The following is a 21794-nucleotide window of genomic DNA, read 5'->3' as shown; positions in this document are numbered from 1 at the left end:
CCTCGACAACGCCGTCGCCAGGTCTCAGGACGCGCCGCCGGCGCGCTGGCCGAGCGAGGCGCGCAGTATCGCGCCGGCGTCATCGGGCGCCCCTTCTTCGTGGAGTCCGAGGGCCACCGCCATGACGTCCTCCTTCTCCTGATCCCGGCCGTACACGTGGATCAGGTCGTCGGCCAGCTGGTTTCCCCCGGGCTGCTGTCGCAGCCCTACCACGACCAGCGCGGTCTCGGCCGGGGTCATGACCTCGGCCGTGCTCTGCCTGATCAGGGTGGACGCCAGGTCTTCCCGCCCGGTGTCGTTCAGCTTCGTTGCCTGAGCCACTAGCTGCCGTGCCGCCAAGATCTCTTTCGAGCTCCGCTGCCGCGTGCTCTGCTGCCGGTCCCGCGGGGGGCGGGGGACCGGCAGCAGAGCGCCGGTGTCTGATGCCGCCAGAAGTTCCCGCAGGCCGGCCTCGATGGCTCGCAGCTCGGACCGCTCAACCTTCAGCTCTGCTACTTCCACCTTCAGCTCCGCTACTTCCCCGCGCAGCCTTGTGGCTTCCCTGCTGACGGATCTCAGCCGCGAGGCGTTCCGTTCCTGCTTCCGCCGGAGGGCTGCGCACTCCGCACATGGGGCCTTGACCTGCTGGGTGAGCGCGTCGATCTGGGCATCCAGGTCAGGGCGGTTGCGCCCCCGCTGTTCATCCAGGGCGCTGGTGTGGAGAACGAGCAGGGCTTCGAGAGTGATGCCGATGTCCTGCCCGCTGGTGGCGGCATCGGTGCACGCCTCCTTGTACAGGCGCTCCACGAATTCCTGGCGCGGAATCCTCGTGTGGTTCAAGTACCGCGACAGCGAATCCGGACGGCAGTCGAGCCGCTTCGCCGCCTCTCTTAGGAGGTACGGCGTATCTCCTGGTTTATCCGGGTCTGCCGATCCCAGGAGGCGGCACAGAGCCCGCAGGGCGAGCGCGAGTCGCTGCTTCCTGGGCCCTACGTCGTGATGGAACCCCTTCTCGGGGTTCAGCCAGCCGCCTCTGACCAGGCCGCTTCTTGCTGATGGCATGCGGTTGCGCCTTCCTGGGGGCCTGACTGCTGTCCCAAGTCCTGCCAGTGATCTGCCAATTGTGCCCCAGATGTGGCGTTCTCGCGTCTGCGTTTTCTCGCATTTCCTGCGGGGGCTGGACTTGCTCGCAGCGAGCAAGTCCAGCCCCCGTGAATTGCTTTACCCGCGCAAGCGGGAATCCCCCTGGACTTTCGCCCGGGGTGTGATGTCAGCTGGATAAGCCGCTGAGGAGCGGGGGAACACGGAGTTCATCTGTCGTGCACAGTCAGTCGTTGTCGCGGCACTCTCCGAAGTAATTGGCGTGCCGTCGGCACGAGTTCAGGAGGCGCTCATGGAAAACGTCCCGTCGTATCAGGACAAGCAGCTCGGCAGCATGGTGCGGGCCGCGCTGTGGCTGATCACCAAGGTGGGGGAGGGGGAAATCTTCACCAAGGCCCAGCTCCGTGAGGCGATCCCGGACATCGCGCAGATCGACCGCCGGGCGCGGGACCTGCGGGATCACGGCTGGCGGATTGACACGAGCCGAGACGACCCCACCCTGCTCCAGCAGGAGCAGCGGTTCGTGACCCGGGGTGCTGACGTCTGGATTCCCGGCAAGTCGAAGGCGCCGAAGCACAAGAACGGCCTCACCGGCGCCCAGCGCACGAAGGCTCTCCAGGACGACAACCACCTGTGCCGCTCGTGTGGCATCGGGGCCGGCGAGACGTATGAGGAGGGCGGTATCGAGCTGTCGAAGCTCAACGTCTCCCGGCGTAAGGTGCTTCACTCCGACGGAACCGAGGAGTTCCAGCTCGTCACCGAGTGCAAGAGGTGCGGGACGGGGGCCGGGGCTGACCGTGAGGTCGACCTCGGGGCCTTCCTGGAACTGGTGGAGAACCTCTCCCCGATGGAACGGCGTCTCTTCGTCAAGTGGATGGCCGCCGACCAGCGTTCGTTCAGCCCGATCGAGAAGACCTGGGGTATCTACCGGACGCTGCCCCAGGATTCGCGTGACGCGGTGGAGCAGGCCATCGAGGACATGGACGACTGATTCCGCGACCGGCAACGGAGACTGGCAGGACCGGCGACAGAAAGGTATGGGGAAGACCATGGTGCGGGAGTTCCCGCCGCCGCCGCGCGCGGAGCACAACAGCGACCTGATCAAGAAGAGGCTGGCGGACGTGAGGTCCTCCGGGGGCACCCGGGAGACGGCCACGGTCGACTGGAACGGGCAGCAGATCCACGTCGATGTGGTCGATCTTCCGCTGGCCGACCTCTATCTGAACCCGGGCACGCATCGCATCCGCGCCCAGCGGAGCCACCGGCCAGACCAGGACCGGAACCTGGACCAGGACCCCTTCGGGGAGGCCGGCCAGGATTACTTGACGGAACTGCTCCGGTCTCTGCCGGCCAACCCGGAGTCGAGGGACCCTGACTTCGACAAGCTCATGGAGGATCTGAAGAAGTTCGGCCAGAACGATCCTGGGCTGGTCACCCACCATGGCGTGCTGGTCAACGGCAACACCCGTGCTGTGGCCCTGCGGGAGCTCGGCAAGCCGTCGATGCGGGTCGGTGTGCTCCCGGCGTCGTTCACCCAGGACGACATCGACGCCGTCGAACTGGCCCTGCAGCTCCGTCAGGACCAGCGGCGCGACTACTCATACATCAACCGGCTGCTCGCCATGGAGGAACAGGCGGGGCGGGGTCGTACGCCTGAGCAGATCGCCAGGGACTTCCGGATCAAGCCGGCGACGTACCACCAGGAACGGTGGATCCTGAGCGTCATCAAGGAGCTGAACGACCGCAGTGCGGCCGGTGGGGGGGCCGCGCTGAGGCTGGTTGACTGGGAGGGGGCGCAGGAGCGGCTGAAGGAGCTCCAGCGGCTCTACGTGAAGCTGGAGACCCTTGACCGGGACCAGGCCGAGGTCCTGAAGGAGTGGCGTCTGGCGGCGATCCTGCTCGGCTTTTCGAAGACGGACGTTCGCCACATCGACGAGGACTTCCTCAGGGAGGGGTACTTGGGGAAGGAGCTGCCGGCGGAGCTGGCGGACGGCGGGACGGCACCGGAGGCCGCGTCGGTGTCCATCCCCGGGCTCGGCCTTGACGTTCCGGCGGCGCCGTCGGCTGTGTCGGCGGCACGGGCCCTGAACGACCGCATCCTCCGGGCGACGGCCACGGTACGCAACACCAGGTCGGGAGTGCCCGACAGCGAGAAGGCGTCGGCCCAGTCGGTCTTTGACCAGGCCAAGGACGCCTTTGACCAGGCGATCGAGAGTGCCGGCCGCCAGGCCCGGCTGCGCAAACGCAAGCAGCTGGCCCCCGCCCGTCTCGCGGACGCCTGCGCCAGCATCGACCAGTGTGTCATCGAGCTGGTCCAGTCCCGTACCTCCAACAGCCTGGATGAGGAAGCCTTCGACGAGGCCGTCCTCAAGCTCCAGACCAGCCTGCGCAAGCTTGCCCAGCAGGCCGGGCGTGCCATCCCCAACCCCGGCGACGGCGTCTCCTGGCTGATCGCCGCTGCCACGGCGGAGGGCACCCGGTGACGGAAACGTCTCTGCACCTGGGGTTCGACGGCACCCGGACCCGTGTGGTCCTGCGGACCACCGAGCAGTACCGCCAGAACCTCGTTCAGCTGGCCGGCCGGTTCCGCACCGGCGGCCAGCTGGGCCCGCTCTCCGCCTCGGTCGCGCTCGACGAACTCCTCGCGGACCTGAGCCTCCTCGGTACCTGGCCGGACCATGCCGGCGTCGAGTGGGCGCCGGAACTGCGCAACCTGGTATCCGGCGTCGTCAAGGACTCCAGGCTGGTCGAGGAGCGGCTCGCCGGCTCTGAGGCTGCTCCTCCGGAGGTCACCGCTGATGAGGTGCTGGGCCTGCTCGGGGATACCTGGGGGGCCGACCTCAACACCTTCCAGTGCCGGGACATCGCCAAGCTGCTCTCCTTGGGGCACGGGGCGAACTTCAGCGTGCCCGGCGCCGGCAAGACACGCGTGGCACTCGCCGTGTACGCGGCGCAGCGGGCCCGGGGGAGTGCCACCAGGCTGCTCGTCGTCTGCCCCAAGTCGGCCTACGAGTCCTGGCGTTACGAGACCGCCGTCTGCTTCAGCTACCCGCTGCGCACCCATGTGCTGGACGGTTCGCTCGATGAATGGGCGGAGGTCCTCATCGTCAACTACGAACGGCTGGACCGCTCGCTGCCCCTGCTCGCGAACTGGCTGAAGTCCGCGCCCTCGATGATCATCCTCGACGAGGCGCACCGGATGAAACTCGGAGCGCGGGGAACATATGGCGCCGCGTGCATGGCGCTGGGCCCCCTCGCGGAACGCCGCCTGATCCTTACGGGAACGCCCGCTCCGAACGGTGCCAAGGACCTGGAGAACCTGCTGGGCTTCGTCTGGCCGGGCCACGGCCAGCGCACGGTGACCCGCGCGGTGGCCGGCGGCGACCTCGCCTACGCGAGCACGGTCCTGCGGCCCCTGTTCACCCGTACGACGAAACAGGAACTCGGCCTGCCGCCGATGACCCTGCGGATGCGCTACGTCGACATGCCCGCCCTGCACGCCGAGATCTACAGCTCCCTGGTCGGCGGCATGGCAGCCGGCACCGCCCGGGAGGATCTCAGCGCGCTCGGCAAGACGGCGCTGCGGCTGCTCATGGCGGCGACCAGCCCGGCTCTGCTGCTGGAGGGCGCCACCAAGTACGAGCCGCTGGCTTACCAGTTGCCCCCGCTGGAGATTCCGGCCGGCAGTTCGCTGTACTCGCTGGTGCAGAACCTCCCCGACTATGAGCTGTCGCCCAAGTACAAGGAAGCACTGGCGATTGTCGCGGAGAACGCCGCGCAGGGCCGCAAGACCCTGCTCTGGACGACCTTCGTGCGCAGCCTGACGACGTTGGCGCAGATGCTGGAGAAGTACAGTCCGGCAGTCGTGTACGGGGGGACGCCCGACCGGGAGGAACAGCTCCGCCGGTTCCGCGAGGACCCCAGCTGCATGGTGCTGGTCTCCAACCCGGCGACACTGGGCGAGGGGATCAGCCTCCACCACGTCTGCCACGACGCCGTGTACGTGGACCGGGACTTCATGGCCGGCCGCTATCTCCAGAGCCTTGACCGCATCCACCGCCTGGGACTCGCCCCGGACACTGAGACGAGGGTCACGGTGCTCGCGGCGCGCGACACGATCGACGAGGTGGTTGAGGTGAGGCTGGACCAGAAGCTGGAGTTCATGGGGAAGATCCTCGACGACCCCACGGTTCAGCAACTGGCGGATCTGGAGGAGGAGCCGTCTGTGGCGGCGGGGCTCGCGCCTGGCGATGTTGAGGCACTGTTGCGACATTTCAGGGGCTGACCTGGCCAGGGGTTTCCTGTCTCTGGCCCTGTTAGGTCCCTCGTGAGGCAGGTGGGAGACTCGTGGTGTCGTGAGTGCCAAGAGCCAGCAAGCGATCAAGGGCTCTGGAACACTTGGGGCCGGTTTTGAGTCAAGCCCGGAAGGAACACCAATGAGTCCCAGCGGCCGCGAGCGTCCGCAGTTCACCCTGCCACTGACCTCTCTTGAGATCTGTGCTGGGGCGGGCGGACAAGCCGTCGGGCTGCATAACGCGGGGTTCGACCACCTGGGTCTCGTTGAGTGGGACCCGCACGCGGTGAACACTCTCCGGGCGAATGTGGGCGGCTGGCCAGGGTGGGACAAAGCGCGCGCTGGAGCGCTTGAGCCCATGGACGTGAAGGAGTTCCTCAAATCCGATGTGCGTCGCGACCTTGAGGTTGGCGACGACGGGCTTGATCTGCTGGCTGGAGGCGTCCCTTGCCCGCCTTTCTCGCTCGCGGGAAAGCAGCTCGGGCAGGACGACGAGCGTGACCTCTTTCCGGCGGCTCTGGATATCATTGGGGACTTTCTGCCCAAGGCGGTAATGATCGAAAACGTCCGGGGGATTCTGGAGCCTCCGGAGGTTTTCATCGACTACCGCAGGCAGATTCTTGGCGACCTGCGGGACCTAGGGTATGTGGTCCCGGAGATCAAGAAGAGCTGGTCGGCTGTCCAGCAGGACCGCGTCATGCGGAAGGTGTGGCGTCGTATTGACGCGAGCAACTTCGGGGTCCCGCAGCTCCGCCCGCGTGCAATCTTGGTCGTGATCCATGAAAGTGCCTTCAAGGGCGCTGAATTCGTATGGCCGGTCCGGGCGATAGGGAATCAGGCGACGGTAGCTGAGAAGCTTGCCCCCAGCATGAAGGCGCGCTGCCGGAAGTACTGGACGAAGAACGTGCACGGGGAGCGTGCCAGTCAAGGAGAACTCACCGGAGAAGACATCTACAAGGAATGGCTGCGCAAAGCTTCAGAAGCGGCAGCGCTGGGCAAGGGTGTGGCTCCCACGCTCGTGGGCGGCTCGAAGAAGCACGGCGGAGCGGATCTTGGGCCTACCCGCGCCAAGCGGGCCTGGGCTGCTCTGGGCGTTGATGGGATGGGCGTTGCCAACGACTCCGAGAACTGCGATCCGGAGCGTGACCTTTTCCGTCCTGCTGGCCCCATGCTGACAGTTGAGCAGGCGGCGATTATTCAGGGTTTCCCGGCTGACTGGAAATTCCAGGGGAAGAAGACCGCCCAGTATCGCCAAGTAGGCAACGCCTTCCCGCCCCCAGTAGCCGAAGCGGTAGGCCGGGCAATTTCCGCAGTGCTCCGGCCCGAGCAGCGTGAGGAACTCCTCAAGGGCTACGAACTGGATCTCGACGGTTCTGCCGCAGACGATGAGAAGTCAGAGCAAATGGCACTGCCGGTACCGGTTTCAGCCGGGTCGCGTACGGGCGGCACGCCGTCGGCTAACCGCCGAGGTGATCTGGTCCGCACAGGCATCTGATGGCTCGTGCTCCCAGAAACGGAGCACGAGCCACCCGGCTTCTTCGAGCCGCTGATCGGTATCACGATCCCGCGCGACGTTACGAAGGACTTTCTCCGACCAGTAGCCGGAATTGGTTTTGGGCGGAACGTAGTGCTCAGGGCAGCCGTGCCAATAGCAGCCGTCAACGAATACGGCGACTTTCACCGGACGGAACACCATATCGGCCGTCCGGCGAAGGTCTGGCAGAGGGCGGGCCGCCACGCGGTACCGCAGCCCCTGGGCGTGCACGAGCCGCCGGATCAGCCTCTCCGGCTTCGTGTCACGGCTGCGGATCGCCTGCATATTGCGACGCCGGGCCGCAGACGAAGCCCAGGAGCCTTCCGGCGCTTCCCACTGTGGTTCATCGGGCACGCTCAGAGCCTAGTGCCAGCCGATCGCTGTCAGGCCGCCCCGTGACACTCCCCATAAGTGCTCCCCGACCCGCACCAGCACTCCGCCCCCCGCTGCGGCGGCCAAGCCACCGCCCGCCCCCTCGCCGCGAGGGTCGTCGCGTACTGCGGCAGGAGCGTCGGGTCGGAGGGGGACGCCCCCTCGGACGCCGCGAACGCCTCGTACGACGGGACTGTGCCGGTGACGATGCCGAGGTTGGGGGTGCCGGAGGTGGAGAGTTCGCGGAGGGAGGACTCTATGGTCGACAAGTGGGCGGTGTGGGAGGGGTATTCGGCGGAGAGGTCGGGGTACGCCGCGAGGAGTTCCGTCAGTTCGGGTGCGGGCCAGTGGAGGATCGCGACCGGGAACGGACGGGACAACTCCTCGCGGTAGGCGCCGAGTTCGGCGCGCAGGCGGGAGATCTCGGCCGCCAGCTCCGCGGGGTTCTCCGAGCCCAACGACCAGACCCGCTTGGGGTCGTGGAGTTCGTCGAGGGTGACCGGGGAGGTGTGGAGGGTGTCGGCGAGGCGGTCCCAGTCGTCGTGGCCGGCGCCCAGCATGCGGCGTACGCGGTGCCGGCCGAAGAGCAACGGGTGGGCGGAGTACGGGGGTTCGGAGCCGTCCGGGACGAGGATGCGGGCCGCTTCCGTGAACGTCGCCTCCGCCTGCTCCAGTTCGTCGTGCGACTCCAGGGCCTCGGCGACGATCACCCACGGCGCCGGGTCGCGCGGAGCCGCCGCGCGGATGCCGTCGATGATCGCGCGGGCCTCGGCCTCGTGGCCGTACTCCCAGAGGTTGGCCGCCTTCAGGGCGCGGGTGAGGTGCGGGGCGTCCAGGGTGTCCGGGGTCGCCAGCAGGCGGTCGTAGAGAGCGGTTGCCGCGGGGCGGTCGCCGGCCAGTTCCAGATGGGCCGCCGCTCGCAGCAGGAGCGGTTCCGCGTCCTCCGGGTGGAGGCCGACGGTGCGTTCCAGGCGGGCGGCTTCGGCGGTGTGGTCGACGTTCTCGGCGGGCGTGTCGGGGCGCATGGACGACACGGTACTGCCCGTTGGTGACAAAGGTGAGGTATCCGCAGGCCGGGGTGGGTTCCTCGGCCCGGCCACCTACGGGACTACGCCGCCCGGTGTACGGGTTGCAGGGAGTGCGGGTGGCCGGCCGTACGCGAGCCCAGCCCCTGGCCGTGGCGTACGCCCAACCCTCGGCCGGACGTGAACCCACCCTCGGCCGCCCCCTGCAACCCGTAATACCTCCGCGCTACACCGCCACCCCGTCGATCTGTAGCGTCTGCACCGACTTCGCCGCGAACGGCACCGCGACCGTCTTGCCGGAGAGACGGATGTCGGAGCGGGCCGTGTAGAGGTCGCCGCCGCCGGTGGTGACCGTGTTCCAGCGGGGGACGACGCCCCCGGAGCCGCCGGAGACGGAGGTGAAGCGGGACAGGTCGAAGGTCAGCGTCTGCGCCGACGTGGACGTGTTCGCCGCGACGATCACGAGACGCCCCGCCGACCTGTCGAGAGCCGCGGCGGCGTAGCCCACCCCCGTGTCGAGGATCGTCATACCCGGGCGGATGTGCCGGCTGAACTGGGCCATCACGTAGTACTTCGTCTGTACGGCGCCCGCCGTGAGGGTGTTCGCGTCGTACGCGATCATGGCCCAGTTCGGCGACGGGTCCATCACCTGCCAGTAGACCCAGGCGGTGGGGTGCAGCCAGCGGAGGTCGGTGAGCAGGTTGCTCGCCATGGTCAGGCCGGTGCCGTCGTTGTCGCCGGTCTCGGAGTTCCACAGCTTCTTGCCGGCCGTGGTCACCACGTCCGTGTACAGCAGGTCGCGCCGGCCGCCCGAGCCCTGGTAGCCGTGGACGTTGACCTGGTCGACGAGCCCCTTGGCCGTGCCGGAGAAGGAACCCCACGTGGTGCGGGCCAGGTCGTAGCTGTTCTCGTCCGATGCGGCGATCTTCGTGCCGGTCAGCCCGCGCTTGTCCAACTCGCTGCGCATGAAGGGGAGTACGGCGGCCTGGACGCTCGCGTCCATGTGGCAGCCCTCCTGCGTCCCGGTCGACGTCCACCACGACGACGCCGGCTCGTTGAACGGCTCGACGGTCGCGAAGTTCACCCCCCACTCGTTCTTGGCGCGCAGGGCGACCGCCGCGAGGTGGGAGGCGTGCTGGCGGTAGTTCCAGGTCTGGAGGTTGTTGCCGCCGCCCGCCGCGCCGGACGGGTTGTGGTTCGAACACATCCACCACATGGGGGAGTTGGCGAACAGCTCGGTCGTCGCACCGCGCGAGACCGCCTTCTGGAGCATCGCCCGCTGGGTGGCGTCCGCCGTCCACTTCCACGACGAGGAGGCGGGGTCCTCGTTGTTCCAGTCCTGCCAGTAGCCCTCGATCTGCTTGAACGCGGGGATGTTGGGCGAGGCCGTCATCGACTCGCCGCCCACCGAGTTCGAGCTGCACGCGCCCAGGTTGTAGCGGGCGATGTTCAGGCCCAGGCCGGGGAGCGAAGTGCCGTTGTACGTCGTCGACTTGGTCGTGAAGAAGATGTCCGCGAAGTCGTCCCGCCCGCCGAAGACGTTCGCCCACCAGGCCAGGGACGTCCCCCAGCCCTCCCAAGTGCCGTACGTCGTCGAGGGGTTGACGGCAATCGTCGCGTCGGCGTGGGCCGTGCCGGTGGCCAGGGCGCTGCCGAGGAAGGCGCCGCCCGTGGCGGCGAGCAGGGTTCTGCGTCGGATCATGGCTACTCCGCTTCGATCGTCGTCGATCGACGGTGGTGGGGAGGGCTGGTCGGACCGGCCCCGTGGGGGTGTGACAGGAAGCATCGGATGCGGCGTGCGTGTTGTCGAGAGTTTTGACACTACTTTCGCAAACCCATGGAAGAAGGGTTCGACAGGGCGAACGCGACACCGTGCGCATTCGGGTCTGGAGACTTCCGCCCGCAGCCCTTATCGTCCGTGGACCCGGAAGTGGCGGAGGTGATCCCGGGTGCCGGATTCCGCCGTACGGCGCCGCGTCGCGCGCCCCCGTGCCCGGTGCCGGCGATTCCTGTGGACCGGCGCCGAACTCCTCGTCACCGCAGGCGTGTTGGGTCTGCTGCTCGTCGTCCACCAGCTGTGGTGGACCAACCAGGAGGCCCGAGCGGGCGCCGAACGCGAGGTCCGGGCGCTGGAGCGGCAGTGGGGGAGCGGAGGGGTGGACTGGAGCGGCTCCCCCGGTACGGAGCCTCTCCAGGAACCGTCCGGCAACTCCCCTTCCGGCAGCGGCACTTCACCGCGTACGACGTCGGCGCCCCGCCGCTCCCAGGCGTACGCCGTCCTCGTCCTCCCCCGTATCGGCGTCCGCGTCCCGATCGCCGAGGGCATCGAGAAGCGGGACGTCCTCGACAAGGGGTACGCCGGTCACTATCCAGGCACCCAACAGCCCGGCGCACAGGGAAACTTCGCCCTCGCCGCCCACCGCAACACCCACGGCGAGCCCTTCCGCCGGCTCGACCGGCTCCGGCGCGGGGACACGGTCCGGGTGGAGACGGCGGCCGTGCGGTACACCTACACCGTCGACCGCGTCTTGCCACAGACCTCCGCCCGTGACTCCGGAGTACTACGGGTCGTACCCCGCTCCACCGTCCACCCGGGGTACGGGTACGACATACCTGGGGCGTACGTGACCCTGACGACCTGCACACCGGAGTACACGTCCCGGTACCGGCTGGTGGTGTGGGGGAAGCTGGTCTCCAGCGAGACCCGGAGCTGAGGGGGAGGCGAGCCTCGGAGCCGAGGGTGAGGAGAGCCCTCCCCGGAGCCGAAAAAGATCGTCCCGGCGCGGGAACCACTCGCCGGCCCCGTTCGTCTTCAGGGCACAGGAAGTGATCAGACCGGCACCGAGAAGGGCCGGGCGACAGCGGAGGGAGTGAACGATGGAGCGTCTCCAGGGCCGGCCCCCGGTACGGGCGCTCGCCGCCCTCCTCGTCCTCTTCACCGGCGCTCTCCTCCTCGACACCGGCACCCTGTTCACCGCCCTCGCGGTCGCCGCCGCGATCGGCTCGGCGTTCGCCGTCTGCTGTCTCCTCGCCGCCCGCTGCGCCCCACCTGTCCCGGGCACCCGCGTCCGCACGGCGATACGGGACCGGGCCCGCCGTACGGCCTTCCTGCCCCAGCGCGACCCCGACGCCTCGGGCCGCTCCCGCCCCCGAGCACCCGGCCACGCCCTCCGGACGACATCCGCGTAGGGCGCGCACAGATCACGGGCGAGGCCATCGGCCGAGTCACCGAGTAGTCTCCGCACGCCCCGCGTGGGTTCGTCATGCCGCACCACCCCCACCCCCGGCACGACGAGACCCCCGGAGGGCTCACCTTGTCCGTTCTCGCATCCCTGGTCGAGCGGCTCGCCGACCTGCTCGAACCGCTCTTCCGCACCTCCGCCGCAGCAGCCGCGATCATCCTGCTGACCCTGCTCGTACGACTCCTGGTCCACCCCCTGTCCCGGGCGTCCGCGCGAGGCCAGAAGGCGCAGAAGGCACTCCGGCCGAAGATTGCCGAACTGAACAAGAGGCACGCCAAGGACCCGGAGCGACTCAAGCGCGCGGTGCTGGAGCTGCACACGAAGGAACGGGTCTCCCCGTTCGCCGGCTTCCTGCCGCAACTGTTCCAACTCCCCGTGTTCTTCCTTCTGTTCTACCTTTTCTCCCGCCGCGAGATCGGCGGCGAGACCAACGGCCTGCTCCAACACGAGCTGCTGGCCGCCCCCTTGGGCGACCGATGGACCGACGCGCTGGGCGACGGCGGGCTGTTCGGTCCGGCGGGCCTCGTCTACCTCGGGCTGTTCGCCCTCGTCGCGGTCGTCGCCTGGTTCGGGTACCGGCAGACCCGGCGCACCATGAGCGCGAGCATGCCGCTGGACCCGGACGGCGCGGTGCCGGCGCTCGGCGCCATCACCCGGGTGATGCCGTTCATGTCGTTCTTCACGCTGGTGAGCGTCGCCGTCGTACCGCTGGCCGCCGCGCTGTACATCGTGACGAGCACGGCGTGGGGGACGGCGGAGCGGGTGCTGCTCCACAGGTGACCCCGATGCTCCGGTCCAGTGGATGAACGGGGTATTGCGCACTGAACGGCGAGATCGGAGGATCGAGCAGACATCGGATGACTGGTGCTGCCGGGGACACGCGCCGCCAGTGAGGGAGAGGCACGGCCATGAAACTGCTGCGAGTCGGCGAGCCGGGAGCGGAGCGCCCCGCGGTGCTGGACACCGCCGGAGTGCTACGGGATCTCTCAGGGATCGTGGACGACGTCGACGGCGCCCTCCTCGCGGACGCCGCGGCCCTGACCCGGGTCCGGGACGCCCTGGCCGGCGGCGAGTTGCCCGCGCTCGACGCCGGCGCGGAACGGGTCGGGCCGCCGCTCGCACGGATCGGGAAGATCGTCTGCATCGGGCTCAACTACCACGACCACGCCCGGGAGACCGGTGCCGAACCGCCCGCCGAGCCGGTGATTTTCTTCAAGGCCGCGGACACTGTCGTAGGGCCTTATGACACCGTTCTCGTGCCGCGCGGTTCCGTGAAAACGGACTGGGAGGTCGAATTGGCGGTCGTCATCGGGCGCACCGCACGTTATCTGGAATCCGCCGAGGACGGACTCGCGCATGTCGGCGGTTATGCGGTGGCGCACGACGTGTCGGAGCGGGAATTCCAGATCGAGCGGGGCGGGACCTGGGACAAGGGGAAGAACTGCGAGACGTTCAACCCGCTCGGGCCGTGGCTGGTGACCGCCGACGAGGTCCCCGACCCGCAGGACCTCGCCCTCAAGCTATGGGTCAACGGCGAGCTGAAGCAGGACGGGACCACGGCCGAGCAGATCTTCCCGGTGGGCGAGGTCGTGCGGTACGTGAGTCAGTTCATGACCCTTTATCCCGGGGACGTCATCAATACCGGGACGCCCGCCGGGGTGGCTCTGGGGGAGCCCGAGCCCAAGCCCTATCTGCGTTCCGGGGACGTTGTGGAACTGGAGATCGAAGGGCTCGGGCGGCAGCGGCAGGAATTCAAGGACGCGTGAGGAGGCGGATCCCGGAAAAAGAGGCTTCCAGGAAAGGGCGCCCTCGTGAAATGAAGGCGCCCCTGAATTGCTGAGAGCGTTTCAGCCCTTGTTCAGGAATTCCTCCAGCGCCTCCACCACGAACCTGTGGTCCTCCAGTTGAGGCAGCCCCGACACCGTCACGGCCCCGATCACGCCGACGCCCTCCACGTTGATCGGGAACGACCCGCCGTGCGCCGCGTACTCGTCGGGGTCCAGCCGCGAGGACTCCTCGAAGCTCGATCCCTTCACCCTGAACCGCATACCCACCAGGTATGACGCCGACCCGTACCGCTCGACGACCCGGCGCTTGCGCGCGATCCACGCGTCGTTGTCGGGGGCCGAGCCGGGCAGGGCGGCGTGGAAGAGCTGCTGCCCCGCGCGGTGGATGTCGATCGCCACCGGTGCCTGGCGCTCACGGGCCAGCTCCACCAGCAGCGAGCCCAGCGCCCAGGCGTCGTCATGGGTGAACTGCCGGAAGACCAGGCGGCGTTCCTGCGCCTCCAGCTCCGCCAGGCTCGGGGTGATCTCGGGGGTCGCCATCACAGGGTCACCGTCAATCCTTCTCGTGCCGAACGGCGGGCCGCCTCCAGGACGTCGAGGGCGGCAGCCGCCTCGATCCCGGGCACCGGGTTCGGACCGTCGCCGACCAGTGCCTCGGTCACCGCAGAGTAGTAGGCGGGGTAGTCCCCGGGTAGGGTCGGCACGGCCTCGCCGCCCCCGGTCACCGGCGATTCCCCGGCGCCGATCCGCCCCCACAGCTCCTCGGGCTCCACGCCCCAGCCGTCACCCGGCCGCGCCCCCTCCCGCAGGGCCGCCTCCTGCGGATCGAGCCCGTACTTCACATACCCGGCCTTCGACCCCAACACCCTGAACCGCGGGCCCAGTTGAGCGGTCGTCGCGGTCATGAACAGGTGCGAGCGGACGCCGTTCGCGTGCGTCAGGGCGATGAACGTGTCGTCGTCGGCCTCGGCGCCCGGCCGGCGGATGTCGGACTCGGCGTACACGGACTCCACGGGGCCGAAGAGGACCAGCGCCTGGTCGACGACGTGGCTGCCGAGGTCGTACAGCAGACCTCCGATCTCTGCCGGGTCGCCCGACTCGCGCCAGCCGCCCTTCGGCAGTGGACGCCAGCGCTCGAAGCGGGACTCGAACCGCCAGACGTCCCCCAGCGCGCCGTCGGCGAGGAGCCCCCTGAGGGTCAGGAAGTCGTTGTCCCAGCGGCGGTTCTGGAAGACGGACAGCAGCAGACCGCGTTCGTCGGCGAGCGCGGCCAGCGTGCGGGCCTCCTCGGCGGTGCCCGCGATCGGCTTGTCGACGACGACCGGAAGCCCCGCGTCGAGGGCGGCGGTGGCCAGCGGGACATGGGTCTTGTTCGGGGAGGCGATCACCACCAGGTCCAACTCGCCTGCCCGCGCGAACAGTTCGTCCGGCGTCGCCGCGATCCGGACGCCCGGGTGCTCGGCGCTCGCCTGCGCCTGGCGTTCCGGATTCGAGGTGACGACCGTGTCGAGGGCCAGGCCCTTCGTCGCGGCGATCAACGGGGCGTGGAAGACGGAGCCCGCGAGGCCGTAGCCGACCAGGCCCACGCGGAGGGGGTTCGCAGCAGCGCCAGTACTCATGCCGTCCACTTTCGCAACGCTGTTGCCAAAGTGCAAGTACGGGCGAGAATGGAGACGTGAACAGGACGAACGACCCCGGGAGTACTACGGGGGCTCACAGGGCGGGCCGACCGGTGGACGGGAGCGCGGCGAGCCGGACGGCGGGGAACAGCGCGGTGAGCCGCGCGGCCGGCGCCAATCTCCTGGCCCTGCGCGGGCACAACACCGCGCTCGTGCTCGACCTGCTGCGCACGGCCGGCGCCGACGGGATCAGCCGCCTCGAACTCGCCGAGCGGACCGGGCTCACCCCGCAGGCCGTCAGCAAGATCACGGCACGGCTGCGGGAGGAGGGGCTCGCTGCGGAGGCCGGGCACCGGGCGTCCACCGGCGGCAAGCCCCGCACCGTCCTGCGGCTCGTCCCCGAGGCCGGGCACGCGGTGGGGGTGCACCTCGACCGGGACGAGCTGAGGGTGGTGCTCGTCCGGCTGGACGGGTGGGTCGTCGCCGAGAGGTGTACCCCGCTGGACCTGGGGGCGGGTACCTCCGAGGTCGTAGGGGGCGTGGTGCGTACGGTGCGAGGGGTGCTCGGGGGCGGGGTCGTAGGACTTCTGGGGGTGGGGATCGCCCTTCCGGGGCCGCTCGACCATGCGCGCGGGGTGCTGGGGCGGGTCACCGGGTTTCCGGACTGGGAGGGGTTTCCCCTACGGGATGTCCTCGCGCGTGAGCTGGGGGTTCCGGTCGTGGTGGACAAGGACACCAATGCCGCAGCGCTCGGACTGGCTCTCGCGGGGGAGGGGGCTGCTGCGGGGGCTGGCGGGGCTGATGCGGAACGGGGTTTCGCCGGAGAGGGAGACTCCGCCGGGGAGAGGCGGGCTGCCCTGGGGCGGGGGTCTGCCGAGAAGCGGTGGTCTGCGGGGGAGCCGGGGTCTGTCAGGGAGCGCGAGCGGGGCTCCTTCGCCTATCTCCACCTCGGTACCGGCCTCGGCGCCGGGCTGGTCGTCGACGGCCGTGTGCACCGGGGCGCGCGGACCGGGGCGGGGGAGTTCGGCCACCAGGTGGTTCTGCTCGACGGCCCCCTCTGTCCCTGCGGAAAGTCCGGCTGCGTCGAGGTCCTGTGCCTTGCCGCCCTCGGCCGGGGGGACCTGGGAGAGGCGGCCCGGGTGCTGGGGGTGGGCGCCGCGAACCTCGTCGGGCTGCTCGACATCGACCAGGTGCTGCTGGGCGGGCGACGGATCGCGCAGGCGCCGGAGGAGTTCGTGGCAGGGGTGTCCGCCGTGGTGGGGGAGGAGGTACCGGTGCGGGTCGCCGGGGGTGGCGCGTGGGCCGTCGCGGCAGGGGCGGCGCAGTTGTGGCTGGGGCCGGTGTTCGGGAGGGGGTAGGGCCTTGAGGGGTAAGGGGTGTGGCTCCGGAGGGGTACGGGGCTGACGTACCCCTCCGACGACGCCCCCGCGCCCCGCCGCACCCCGGGCGCCCGAGCCCCCGGACTCCGCGCCTCTGCGGCCCCGTACGCCGATCATGTGTACGTCGTATGAGCTGAACGGATGGACTCCGGCCTCGCACCGGAGCGCCACGGCGGAAACCCGGCCCCCCTTGCGGCAGGCTCACGTGACCATGCGACCCCGCCCGCCCCTCGCCCGCCGACTCGCCGGGCCCCTCCTCGGCCCCGCCCTCCTGGCCCCCGCCTTCCTGGGCACCCCCGCCCTCGCCCTCCTCCTGGGCCCCGGCGCCCTCCCCGCGCAGGCGGCCGAGGCACCCTCCTGCGCCGCCCCCGACGCCCGCGTCTTCCCCCTCACCGCCAGGCTTCGGGGTGGACCTGAGAGCTACGAGGCCGGCGGCGGGTACGGGGTCTGGTACCTGGACCTCGTCAACACCACCGGACGGGACTGCACCGGCGTACACCCCGTGGTCGTACTGGTCGACGGGCGACGGGAGTTGAAGGCGGGACAGGCCCGACTGGAGTTCTACGACGGTCAACTGGCCCGCGCGGTACGGTTCGAGGAGACCGACGCGGACGAACTGGTGGGACCGTTCGGCGAAGACGCGGGGGGTACCGGAGACGCCGGCCGTGGCGAAGGCACCGGGAGCGGGCAAGGCACCCGTGAGGACGGCACACCCCGCGAGGCCGGCACCTCCAACGGCACTCCCGCCGACACCCCTGACAGCACCCCCGCCGGAGTCCCCCTCGACACCGCGTTCACCGGCTTCTCCGTCCCCGCCCACCGCACCCTCACCGTGAAGCTCCGTCTCTCCCTCACCTCCGACGCCGTCGCCAACGACATCACCGCCCGCGCCGCAGTCGTCCAGAAGAGGGGCGACGACGGCGATTGGGTCGGCCAGTCCAACGCGTACCGCTTCACCGTCCAGGCGGCTTCCGGCGCCACCGCGCCCGCCTCCCCGCACGAGACCGGTTCGCCCGTCGCCGAGGTTCACGAACTCGCCGGTACGGGGCTTCGGCCGGGCGTCGCGGGGGTGACGGCGGTCGCGGGCTGCCTCGTCGCGGCGGGGGTTGCCCTGATGGTCGTACGCAGGAAGTACTACGGGTAGGGGCTCAAGGGCTCCTCCCTCTCCGGTACCCCCTCCCTGCGGCCTACCCCTCACCCCACCCTTCCCCGCACCCCGGCCACCTCCGGAAAATCCACCCATTCCCTCAAGATCCGACCTGTGCTTAGTCTGGCCCCACGCCGCACTCACGGTGCGTTCGCGTACGGCACGGCAGGAGACCCCGCACATGGCAGACCGCAAGCCCATCGAGTCATGGCTCACCGACATGGACGGTGTGCTGATTCACGAGGGTGTCCCGATCCCGGGGGCCGACGCGTTCCTGAAGAAGCTGCGGGAGTCGGGCAAGCCGTTCCTGGTGCTGACGAACAACTCGATCTACACGCCCCGTGACCTGCACGCCAGGCTTCAGCGGATGGGCCTGGACGTACCGGTCGACAACATCTGGACCTCGGCGCTGGCGACCGCGAAGTTCCTGGACGACCAGCGGCCCGGCGGCACCGCGTACGTGATCGGCGAGGCCGGCCTGACGACCGCGCTGCACGACATCGGGTACGTCCTGACCGACCACGAGCCGGACTACGTCGTCCTCGGCGAGACCCGTACCTATTCCTTCGAGGCGATGACCAAGGCGGTCCGGCTCATCAACGACGGTGCCCGTTTCATCTGCACCAACCCCGATGAGACCGGTCCCTCCACAGAGGGACCCCTCCCCGCGACCGGCGCCGTGGCCGCGCTGATCACCAAGGCGACCGGCAAGAAGCCGTACTTCGCGGGCAAGCCGAACCCCCTGATGATGCGGACCGGGCTGAACGCGATCGGCGCGCACTCCGAGAGCAGCGCGATGATCGGCGACCGGATGGACACGGACGTCCTGGCCGGCATCGAGGCGGGCATGCGGACGTACCTGGTCCTCACCGGGCTGACCCAGCCCGAGCAGGTGGAGGACTTCCCGTACCGCCCCTCGGAGATCGTCGACTCGATCGCCGACCTCGTCGCGTTGATCTGAACACCGAACTGAGCAGTGAGCTGCCGCACGGTGTGGCCGAGCGGGGCTGGGCAACCACCCCGCCCCGCCTGGCGCCCGGAACTGCCCCGCTTCCTCCCCCTCAGGTATCCACCCGTACGGCGTAGCCCACCCCTACTGAGGGTGCACGAGCCGACCCCGTGAGAGAGCCTCCAGATACTGGAGGTTTCACGATGGGTTCACCACGCTTCACACTCTGTACCGGCGTCCTGACCGCCGCTCTCCTGCTCGCACCGGCGGCGCACGCGGCGCACGCGGCGGACGGAGGCCGGGGCGTCTCGGTGATCCCGTCCACGCCGGTGGCCGGCGGCGAGGTCGCCCTGAAGGTCAGCGGCTGCACCGGCAAGACGGCGAAGGCGATGTCCGACGCTTTCGTCTCGGACGCCCGCCTGATCGGCACGGACGGCACCCTCGCCGGTGAGACGAAGATCCGCTCGACGGCCGAGCCGCGCGCCTACGACGTGACGATCACCTGCGCGGACTTCGAGATCAAGGGCCGGATCACGGTCGCCGGTCCCGGCGCGAGCCCGCACGCCACCCCGGTCGCCCCCGTCCACGCGGGCGGCGGCGGAGCGGCGGATCTGCTGGCGGCGGAGGGCAGGGTGGACGCGCGGCCCGCCCCCGGAACCCGAACGCTGGCCCAGCCCGAGGCCACCGCCCCCAACACCGCCCACACCGTCACCGGCCTCACCCTCGCCGGCCTGGCCGCCCTCGCGGTCCTGGCCCTCCGGGGCGTCCTGCGGAGACGGAACACGGCGGCCCTGAGCGCAGGCACCGGCGCCCGCACCGCCACCGGCATCGGCACGGCGACCCTGAGCGCCCGCTCCGACACTCCGCCCGCGCCTCCACCCACCTCCACCCCGGCCTCCACCCCCACCCCGGAAAAGAACTGACCCGTGTCCGACCACCCCCACTCCGGCCGTCTCCTCACCGGCGTAGCCTGGGCGGTCCTCCTGCTCGGACTCTGGCTCTGGGGACGGGAGGTCACCGAGGTCCGCCACGGCATATCGTCCCCGGCAACCGGCGACATGGCTGCGGTGGGCCGCCCACCGGACCGGCAACTCCCGCCTGCCGCAAGCCCGTTGGGAACGGCTCTCCCACAACGCGTCGACATCCCCGAACTCGGCGTCCAGGCCCCCGTGGTGGCCCGCGGCCTCGACCCCCGGGGTGCGATCGACCCCCCGCCCTACGACCAGGCCGGCGTCGTCGGCTGGTACGCGGCCGGCGTCACCCCCGGCGCCCGCGGCACCGCGCTGCTGGTGGGGCACGTCGACACGGAGACCCGTCCGGCCGTCTTCTACAAGCTCAGTACGGTGAAGGCGGGCGAGACGGTCCGGGTGACGCGCGGCGACGGAAAGGTCGCCGAGTTCACGGTGGACGACGTCGAGGTCGTCCAGCGCGACCACTTCGACGCCCAACGCGCCTACGGCACAAGGAAGTCGGATCGCGCGGAACTGCGGCTGATCACCTGCGGCGGCACGTTCGACCGAGTCAGCCGCAGCTACACGGCGAACGTGATCGTCTCGGCGTACCTCACGGGAACAGGGCCTTGAAAAGGGCGGCGACGTCGGCGAATTGGGTTCCGATGCCGACGAACACGGCCCTGGAACAGGCGAATTGGTCACCGGCGAGCCGGGCCCCGAAGTCGCTCCTGTCCCGGCCCCACGCCTCTCGTCCCCAGCCACCCCGCACGCCCCGGAGACCCTCCGAAGAACACACCTGTCCCGGCCGGCGGCCCGCTCCCCCGAAACCGCCGACCGGGCAGGTCCTCGACCGCGCGCGCACGGGCTGCGGGAGAAACCCGGCGACGGGCGCGGGAGGCTCGTGGAAACCTCGGTGGGTTGTGTTCCGGCCGGGGGCTGGGGCCGTCTGAGAAGAGTAACGGAGCCGGGCCGCAAGGCTGTAGAGCCGAAGAGGCGGCGGTTCCGAGAAAGACTGTAGAGCGGGCGGGGTCCTCGGGCCTAGGCCCTTTTGACGCCAAGTCCCCGGTGGGTGACTATCCGTCACTTCCGCAGGTGTCCCGCCAGGTGAGCGAGGGCCCGAGCGGCGGACGCGCCTCGTCGCGGCCCAACTCCACGCCGTCCATGCCCTGTTCGACGATGGAGAGGGCGACGGAGTCGAGCGGCAGCCGGTTGCGGCGGGCGTAGCGGCGCAGGGTGTCGAACGCCTCGTCCACGCCGATGCCCCGGCGTTCGGCCAGCATCCCCTTCGCCTGCTCGATGCGTACCCGGCTCGTCAGCGCGTGCTGCAACTGCCCGGAGAGGATGCGGAACCGGTCGTGGACGCGATGGTTGTGCAAGCCGAGCGCGGCGGCGTCGGCGAGCGACCGGGCCGTCCCGACCGAGGCCGAACTCCCGTCGGAGCCTTGCCGGTCGGCGTCGAAGACGGCGAGCGCCCCGAGGGAGACGCCGCCGCGCCGTAAGGGCACGGCGAAGACCGTACCGACCCGGTGCCGCAGCGCGCACGCGGTGAACTCGGGCCAGCGGGCGGCGACTTCGGGGTCGTCCAGCGAGACGGGCGGTACCGGCCGGCCGGTGCGGTGGCTCTCCGGGCAGGGGCCCCCGCCCCGCTGGGCCTCCAGGAGTGCGGGCAGGTCGCTGCCGGTGGACGTGACGGTCTCCCCGGCGTCGTCGAACAGCATGATGCCCACGGCCCGAGCTGTGAGCAGCTCCGCGCACCGGCCGCAGACGCGTCGCAGATGGGCGGTGGTGTCGAAGCCGTCCGTGAGGGTGTCGGCGGCCTCCAGCAACGCTGCCGTCAACCGGCCTTCCCGGGTGGTGTGTTGCATGCGCGCTCCCCTTCGGCCGCTCTTTGGCGCGGCACTTACCCCGGCGGAGCCAGCCGTAACAGCAATCTTTCGCCGAACAAGAAGAAGCCCCCCGATCGCTCGGAGGGCTTCTCTCGTCTGTGCGCCGCCAGGGACTCGAACCCCGGACCCGCTGATTAAGAGTCAGCTGCTCTAACCAACTGAGCTAGCGGCGCCTGCTGACGTCGTAACTCTACAGGACCACGGAGGGTGCTTCCGACCGGCCGAACTGTCGTCCGAACCGGCGGGGCGGGGTGATACCTCGCGGGTACATCATTCGGACCGTCAACATGCGAGCCGGGACGACAGTTGAGAAACTGACGAATGTGCACAGGTTTGGATATGTCCGGCGGAGTGTGAGGGGCGTCTCATGGAGACTCCGGAGTTCGAGGAGATCGATCCCGAGAGCGACTGCGGCTGCACGGGCTGCGTACGACGGCGGCTCGGCGGCCCCGCCCGCCCGGCACTCGCCGTCACCCCCCGCGCGGTGATCGTCGTGGCCACCGCGTCGGCGGCCACCGCCGCTCTCG

20 protein-coding genes and 1 tRNA gene are annotated in these 21794 nt (G+C 69.8%); 13 read left to right on the top strand and 8 right to left on the bottom strand.

The genetic code is table 11. The features are described 5' to 3' along the window. Nucleotides 1-24 precede the first annotated feature (24 nt). A complete protein-coding gene (locus ACVNF4_RS01335) occupies nucleotides 25-1041 on the bottom strand; it encodes a hypothetical protein (RefSeq protein ID WP_461800743.1) in 1017 nt (338 codons plus the stop codon). Nucleotides 1042-1372: 331 nt separating this feature from the next. Between ACVNF4_RS01335 and ACVNF4_RS01330 the strand changes: the two genes are divergently transcribed. From ACVNF4_RS01330 to ACVNF4_RS01315, 4 genes are all read left to right on the top strand, one after another. Beyond that, nucleotides 1373-2071, top strand: coding sequence for a hypothetical protein (locus tag ACVNF4_RS01330; RefSeq protein WP_461800742.1), 699 nt, complete (start codon nucleotides 1373-1375; stop codon nucleotides 2069-2071). Between the two features lie 46 nt (nucleotides 2072-2117). Next, nucleotides 2118-3563, top strand: coding sequence for a ParB N-terminal domain-containing protein (locus ACVNF4_RS01325; protein ID WP_461800741.1), 1446 nt, complete (start codon nucleotides 2118-2120; stop codon nucleotides 3561-3563). Further along, nucleotides 3560-5365: a DEAD/DEAH box helicase gene (locus tag ACVNF4_RS01320; RefSeq protein ID WP_461800740.1), complete on the top strand. Its 1806-nt coding sequence runs from the start codon at nucleotides 3560-3562 to the stop codon at nucleotides 5363-5365. The genes ACVNF4_RS01325 and ACVNF4_RS01320 overlap by 4 nt, the downstream gene beginning before the upstream one ends. 151 nt (nucleotides 5366-5516) lie before the next feature. Continuing rightward, nucleotides 5517-6869 carry a DNA cytosine methyltransferase gene (locus tag ACVNF4_RS01315; RefSeq protein ID WP_461800739.1) on the top strand — a complete coding sequence of 451 codons (1353 nt, stop codon included), beginning with the start codon at nucleotides 5517-5519 and terminating at the stop codon, nucleotides 6867-6869. On the opposite strand, the gene ACVNF4_RS01310 is transcribed toward ACVNF4_RS01315, so the two are convergent. From ACVNF4_RS01310 to ACVNF4_RS01300, 3 genes are all read right to left on the bottom strand, one after another. Beyond that, nucleotides 6798-7262: a very short patch repair endonuclease gene (locus ACVNF4_RS01310; RefSeq protein WP_461800738.1), complete on the bottom strand. Its 465-nt coding sequence runs from the start codon at nucleotides 7260-7262 to the stop codon at nucleotides 6798-6800. The genes ACVNF4_RS01315 and ACVNF4_RS01310 overlap by 72 nt on opposite strands. A 29-nt stretch (nucleotides 7263-7291) precedes the next feature. Beyond that, complete coding sequence (locus ACVNF4_RS01305; protein ID WP_461800737.1) at nucleotides 7292-8305, bottom strand: SEC-C metal-binding domain-containing protein; 1014 nt, start codon at nucleotides 8303-8305, stop codon at nucleotides 7292-7294. Nucleotides 8306-8531: 226 nt separating this feature from the next. Then, nucleotides 8532-10007, bottom strand: a complete 1476-nt coding sequence (locus tag ACVNF4_RS01300) for a glycoside hydrolase (protein WP_461800736.1) — start codon at nucleotides 10005-10007, stop codon at nucleotides 8532-8534. 247 nt (nucleotides 10008-10254) lie between these two features. On the opposite strand from ACVNF4_RS01300, the gene ACVNF4_RS01295 reads away from it, so the two are divergent. From ACVNF4_RS01295 to ACVNF4_RS01280, 4 genes are all read left to right on the top strand, one after another. Continuing rightward, entirely contained in the window at nucleotides 10255-11019 is a 765-nt protein-coding gene (locus ACVNF4_RS01295) for a class E sortase (protein WP_461800735.1), read from the top strand. 163 nt (nucleotides 11020-11182) lie between these two features. Beyond that, nucleotides 11183-11494 (top strand): DUF6412 domain-containing protein, encoded by a 312-nt coding sequence (locus ACVNF4_RS01290; protein ID WP_461800734.1) that lies wholly within the window; start codon nucleotides 11183-11185, stop codon nucleotides 11492-11494. A gap of 125 nt (nucleotides 11495-11619) precedes the next feature. After that, the gene (locus ACVNF4_RS01285; protein WP_461800733.1) at nucleotides 11620-12327 is read left to right on the top strand and encodes a YidC/Oxa1 family membrane protein insertase; all 708 of its coding nucleotides are present in this window, start codon (nucleotides 11620-11622) and stop codon (nucleotides 12325-12327) included. A gap of 128 nt (nucleotides 12328-12455) precedes the next feature. Further along, nucleotides 12456-13313, top strand: a complete 858-nt coding sequence (locus ACVNF4_RS01280; protein ID WP_461800732.1) for a fumarylacetoacetate hydrolase family protein — start codon at nucleotides 12456-12458, stop codon at nucleotides 13311-13313. 81 nt (nucleotides 13314-13394) lie between these two features. Here the strand turns inward: ACVNF4_RS01280 and ACVNF4_RS01275 are convergent, their stop codons facing one another. Continuing rightward, nucleotides 13395-13874 carry a heme-degrading domain-containing protein gene (locus ACVNF4_RS01275; protein ID WP_461800731.1) on the bottom strand — a complete coding sequence of 160 codons (480 nt, stop codon included), beginning with the start codon at nucleotides 13872-13874 and terminating at the stop codon, nucleotides 13395-13397. Beyond that, a complete protein-coding gene (locus tag ACVNF4_RS01270) occupies nucleotides 13874-14953 on the bottom strand; it encodes a Gfo/Idh/MocA family oxidoreductase (protein WP_461800730.1) in 1080 nt (359 codons plus the stop codon). Before ACVNF4_RS01270 ends, ACVNF4_RS01275 begins: the two co-directional genes overlap by 1 nt. 113 nt (nucleotides 14954-15066) lie before the next feature. On the opposite strand from ACVNF4_RS01270, the gene ACVNF4_RS01265 reads away from it, so the two are divergent. The 5 genes from ACVNF4_RS01265 (at nucleotide 15067) to ACVNF4_RS01245 (ending at nucleotide 20011) form a co-directional block, all read left to right on the top strand. After that, nucleotides 15067-16311 (top strand): ROK family transcriptional regulator, encoded by a 1245-nt coding sequence (locus tag ACVNF4_RS01265; protein WP_461800788.1) that lies wholly within the window; start codon nucleotides 15067-15069, stop codon nucleotides 16309-16311. 232 nt (nucleotides 16312-16543) lie between these two features. After that, nucleotides 16544-17476, top strand: a complete 933-nt coding sequence (locus ACVNF4_RS01260; protein WP_461800787.1) for a hypothetical protein — start codon at nucleotides 16544-16546, stop codon at nucleotides 17474-17476. Between the two features lie 184 nt (nucleotides 17477-17660). Next, nucleotides 17661-18440 carry an HAD-IIA family hydrolase gene (locus ACVNF4_RS01255; protein WP_461800729.1) on the top strand — a complete coding sequence of 260 codons (780 nt, stop codon included), beginning with the start codon at nucleotides 17661-17663 and terminating at the stop codon, nucleotides 18438-18440. A gap of 191 nt (nucleotides 18441-18631) precedes the next feature. Then, entirely contained in the window at nucleotides 18632-19351 is a 720-nt protein-coding gene (locus tag ACVNF4_RS01250; protein WP_461800728.1) for a hypothetical protein, read from the top strand. Between the two features lie 3 nt (nucleotides 19352-19354). Beyond that, on the top strand, nucleotides 19355-20011 hold the full coding sequence (locus tag ACVNF4_RS01245; RefSeq protein WP_461800727.1) for a class F sortase: 657 nt from the start codon (nucleotides 19355-19357) through the stop codon (nucleotides 20009-20011). A 443-nt stretch (nucleotides 20012-20454) separates the two neighbouring features. Here ACVNF4_RS01245 and ACVNF4_RS01240 read toward each other — a convergent pair whose 3' ends face one another. Beyond that, nucleotides 20455-21246, bottom strand: coding sequence for an ANTAR domain-containing protein (locus tag ACVNF4_RS01240; RefSeq protein ID WP_461800726.1), 792 nt, complete (start codon nucleotides 21244-21246; stop codon nucleotides 20455-20457). A gap of 120 nt (nucleotides 21247-21366) precedes the next feature. Then, nucleotides 21367-21440, bottom strand: a tRNA-Lys gene (locus ACVNF4_RS01235). Between the last annotated feature and the right edge of the window lie 354 nt (nucleotides 21441-21794).

It is taken from the genome of Streptomyces sp. S6 (assembly GCF_054880855.1).
Note: the sequence above shows the minus strand (reverse complement) of the source record. Positions and strands in the feature narration are given on the sequence as shown.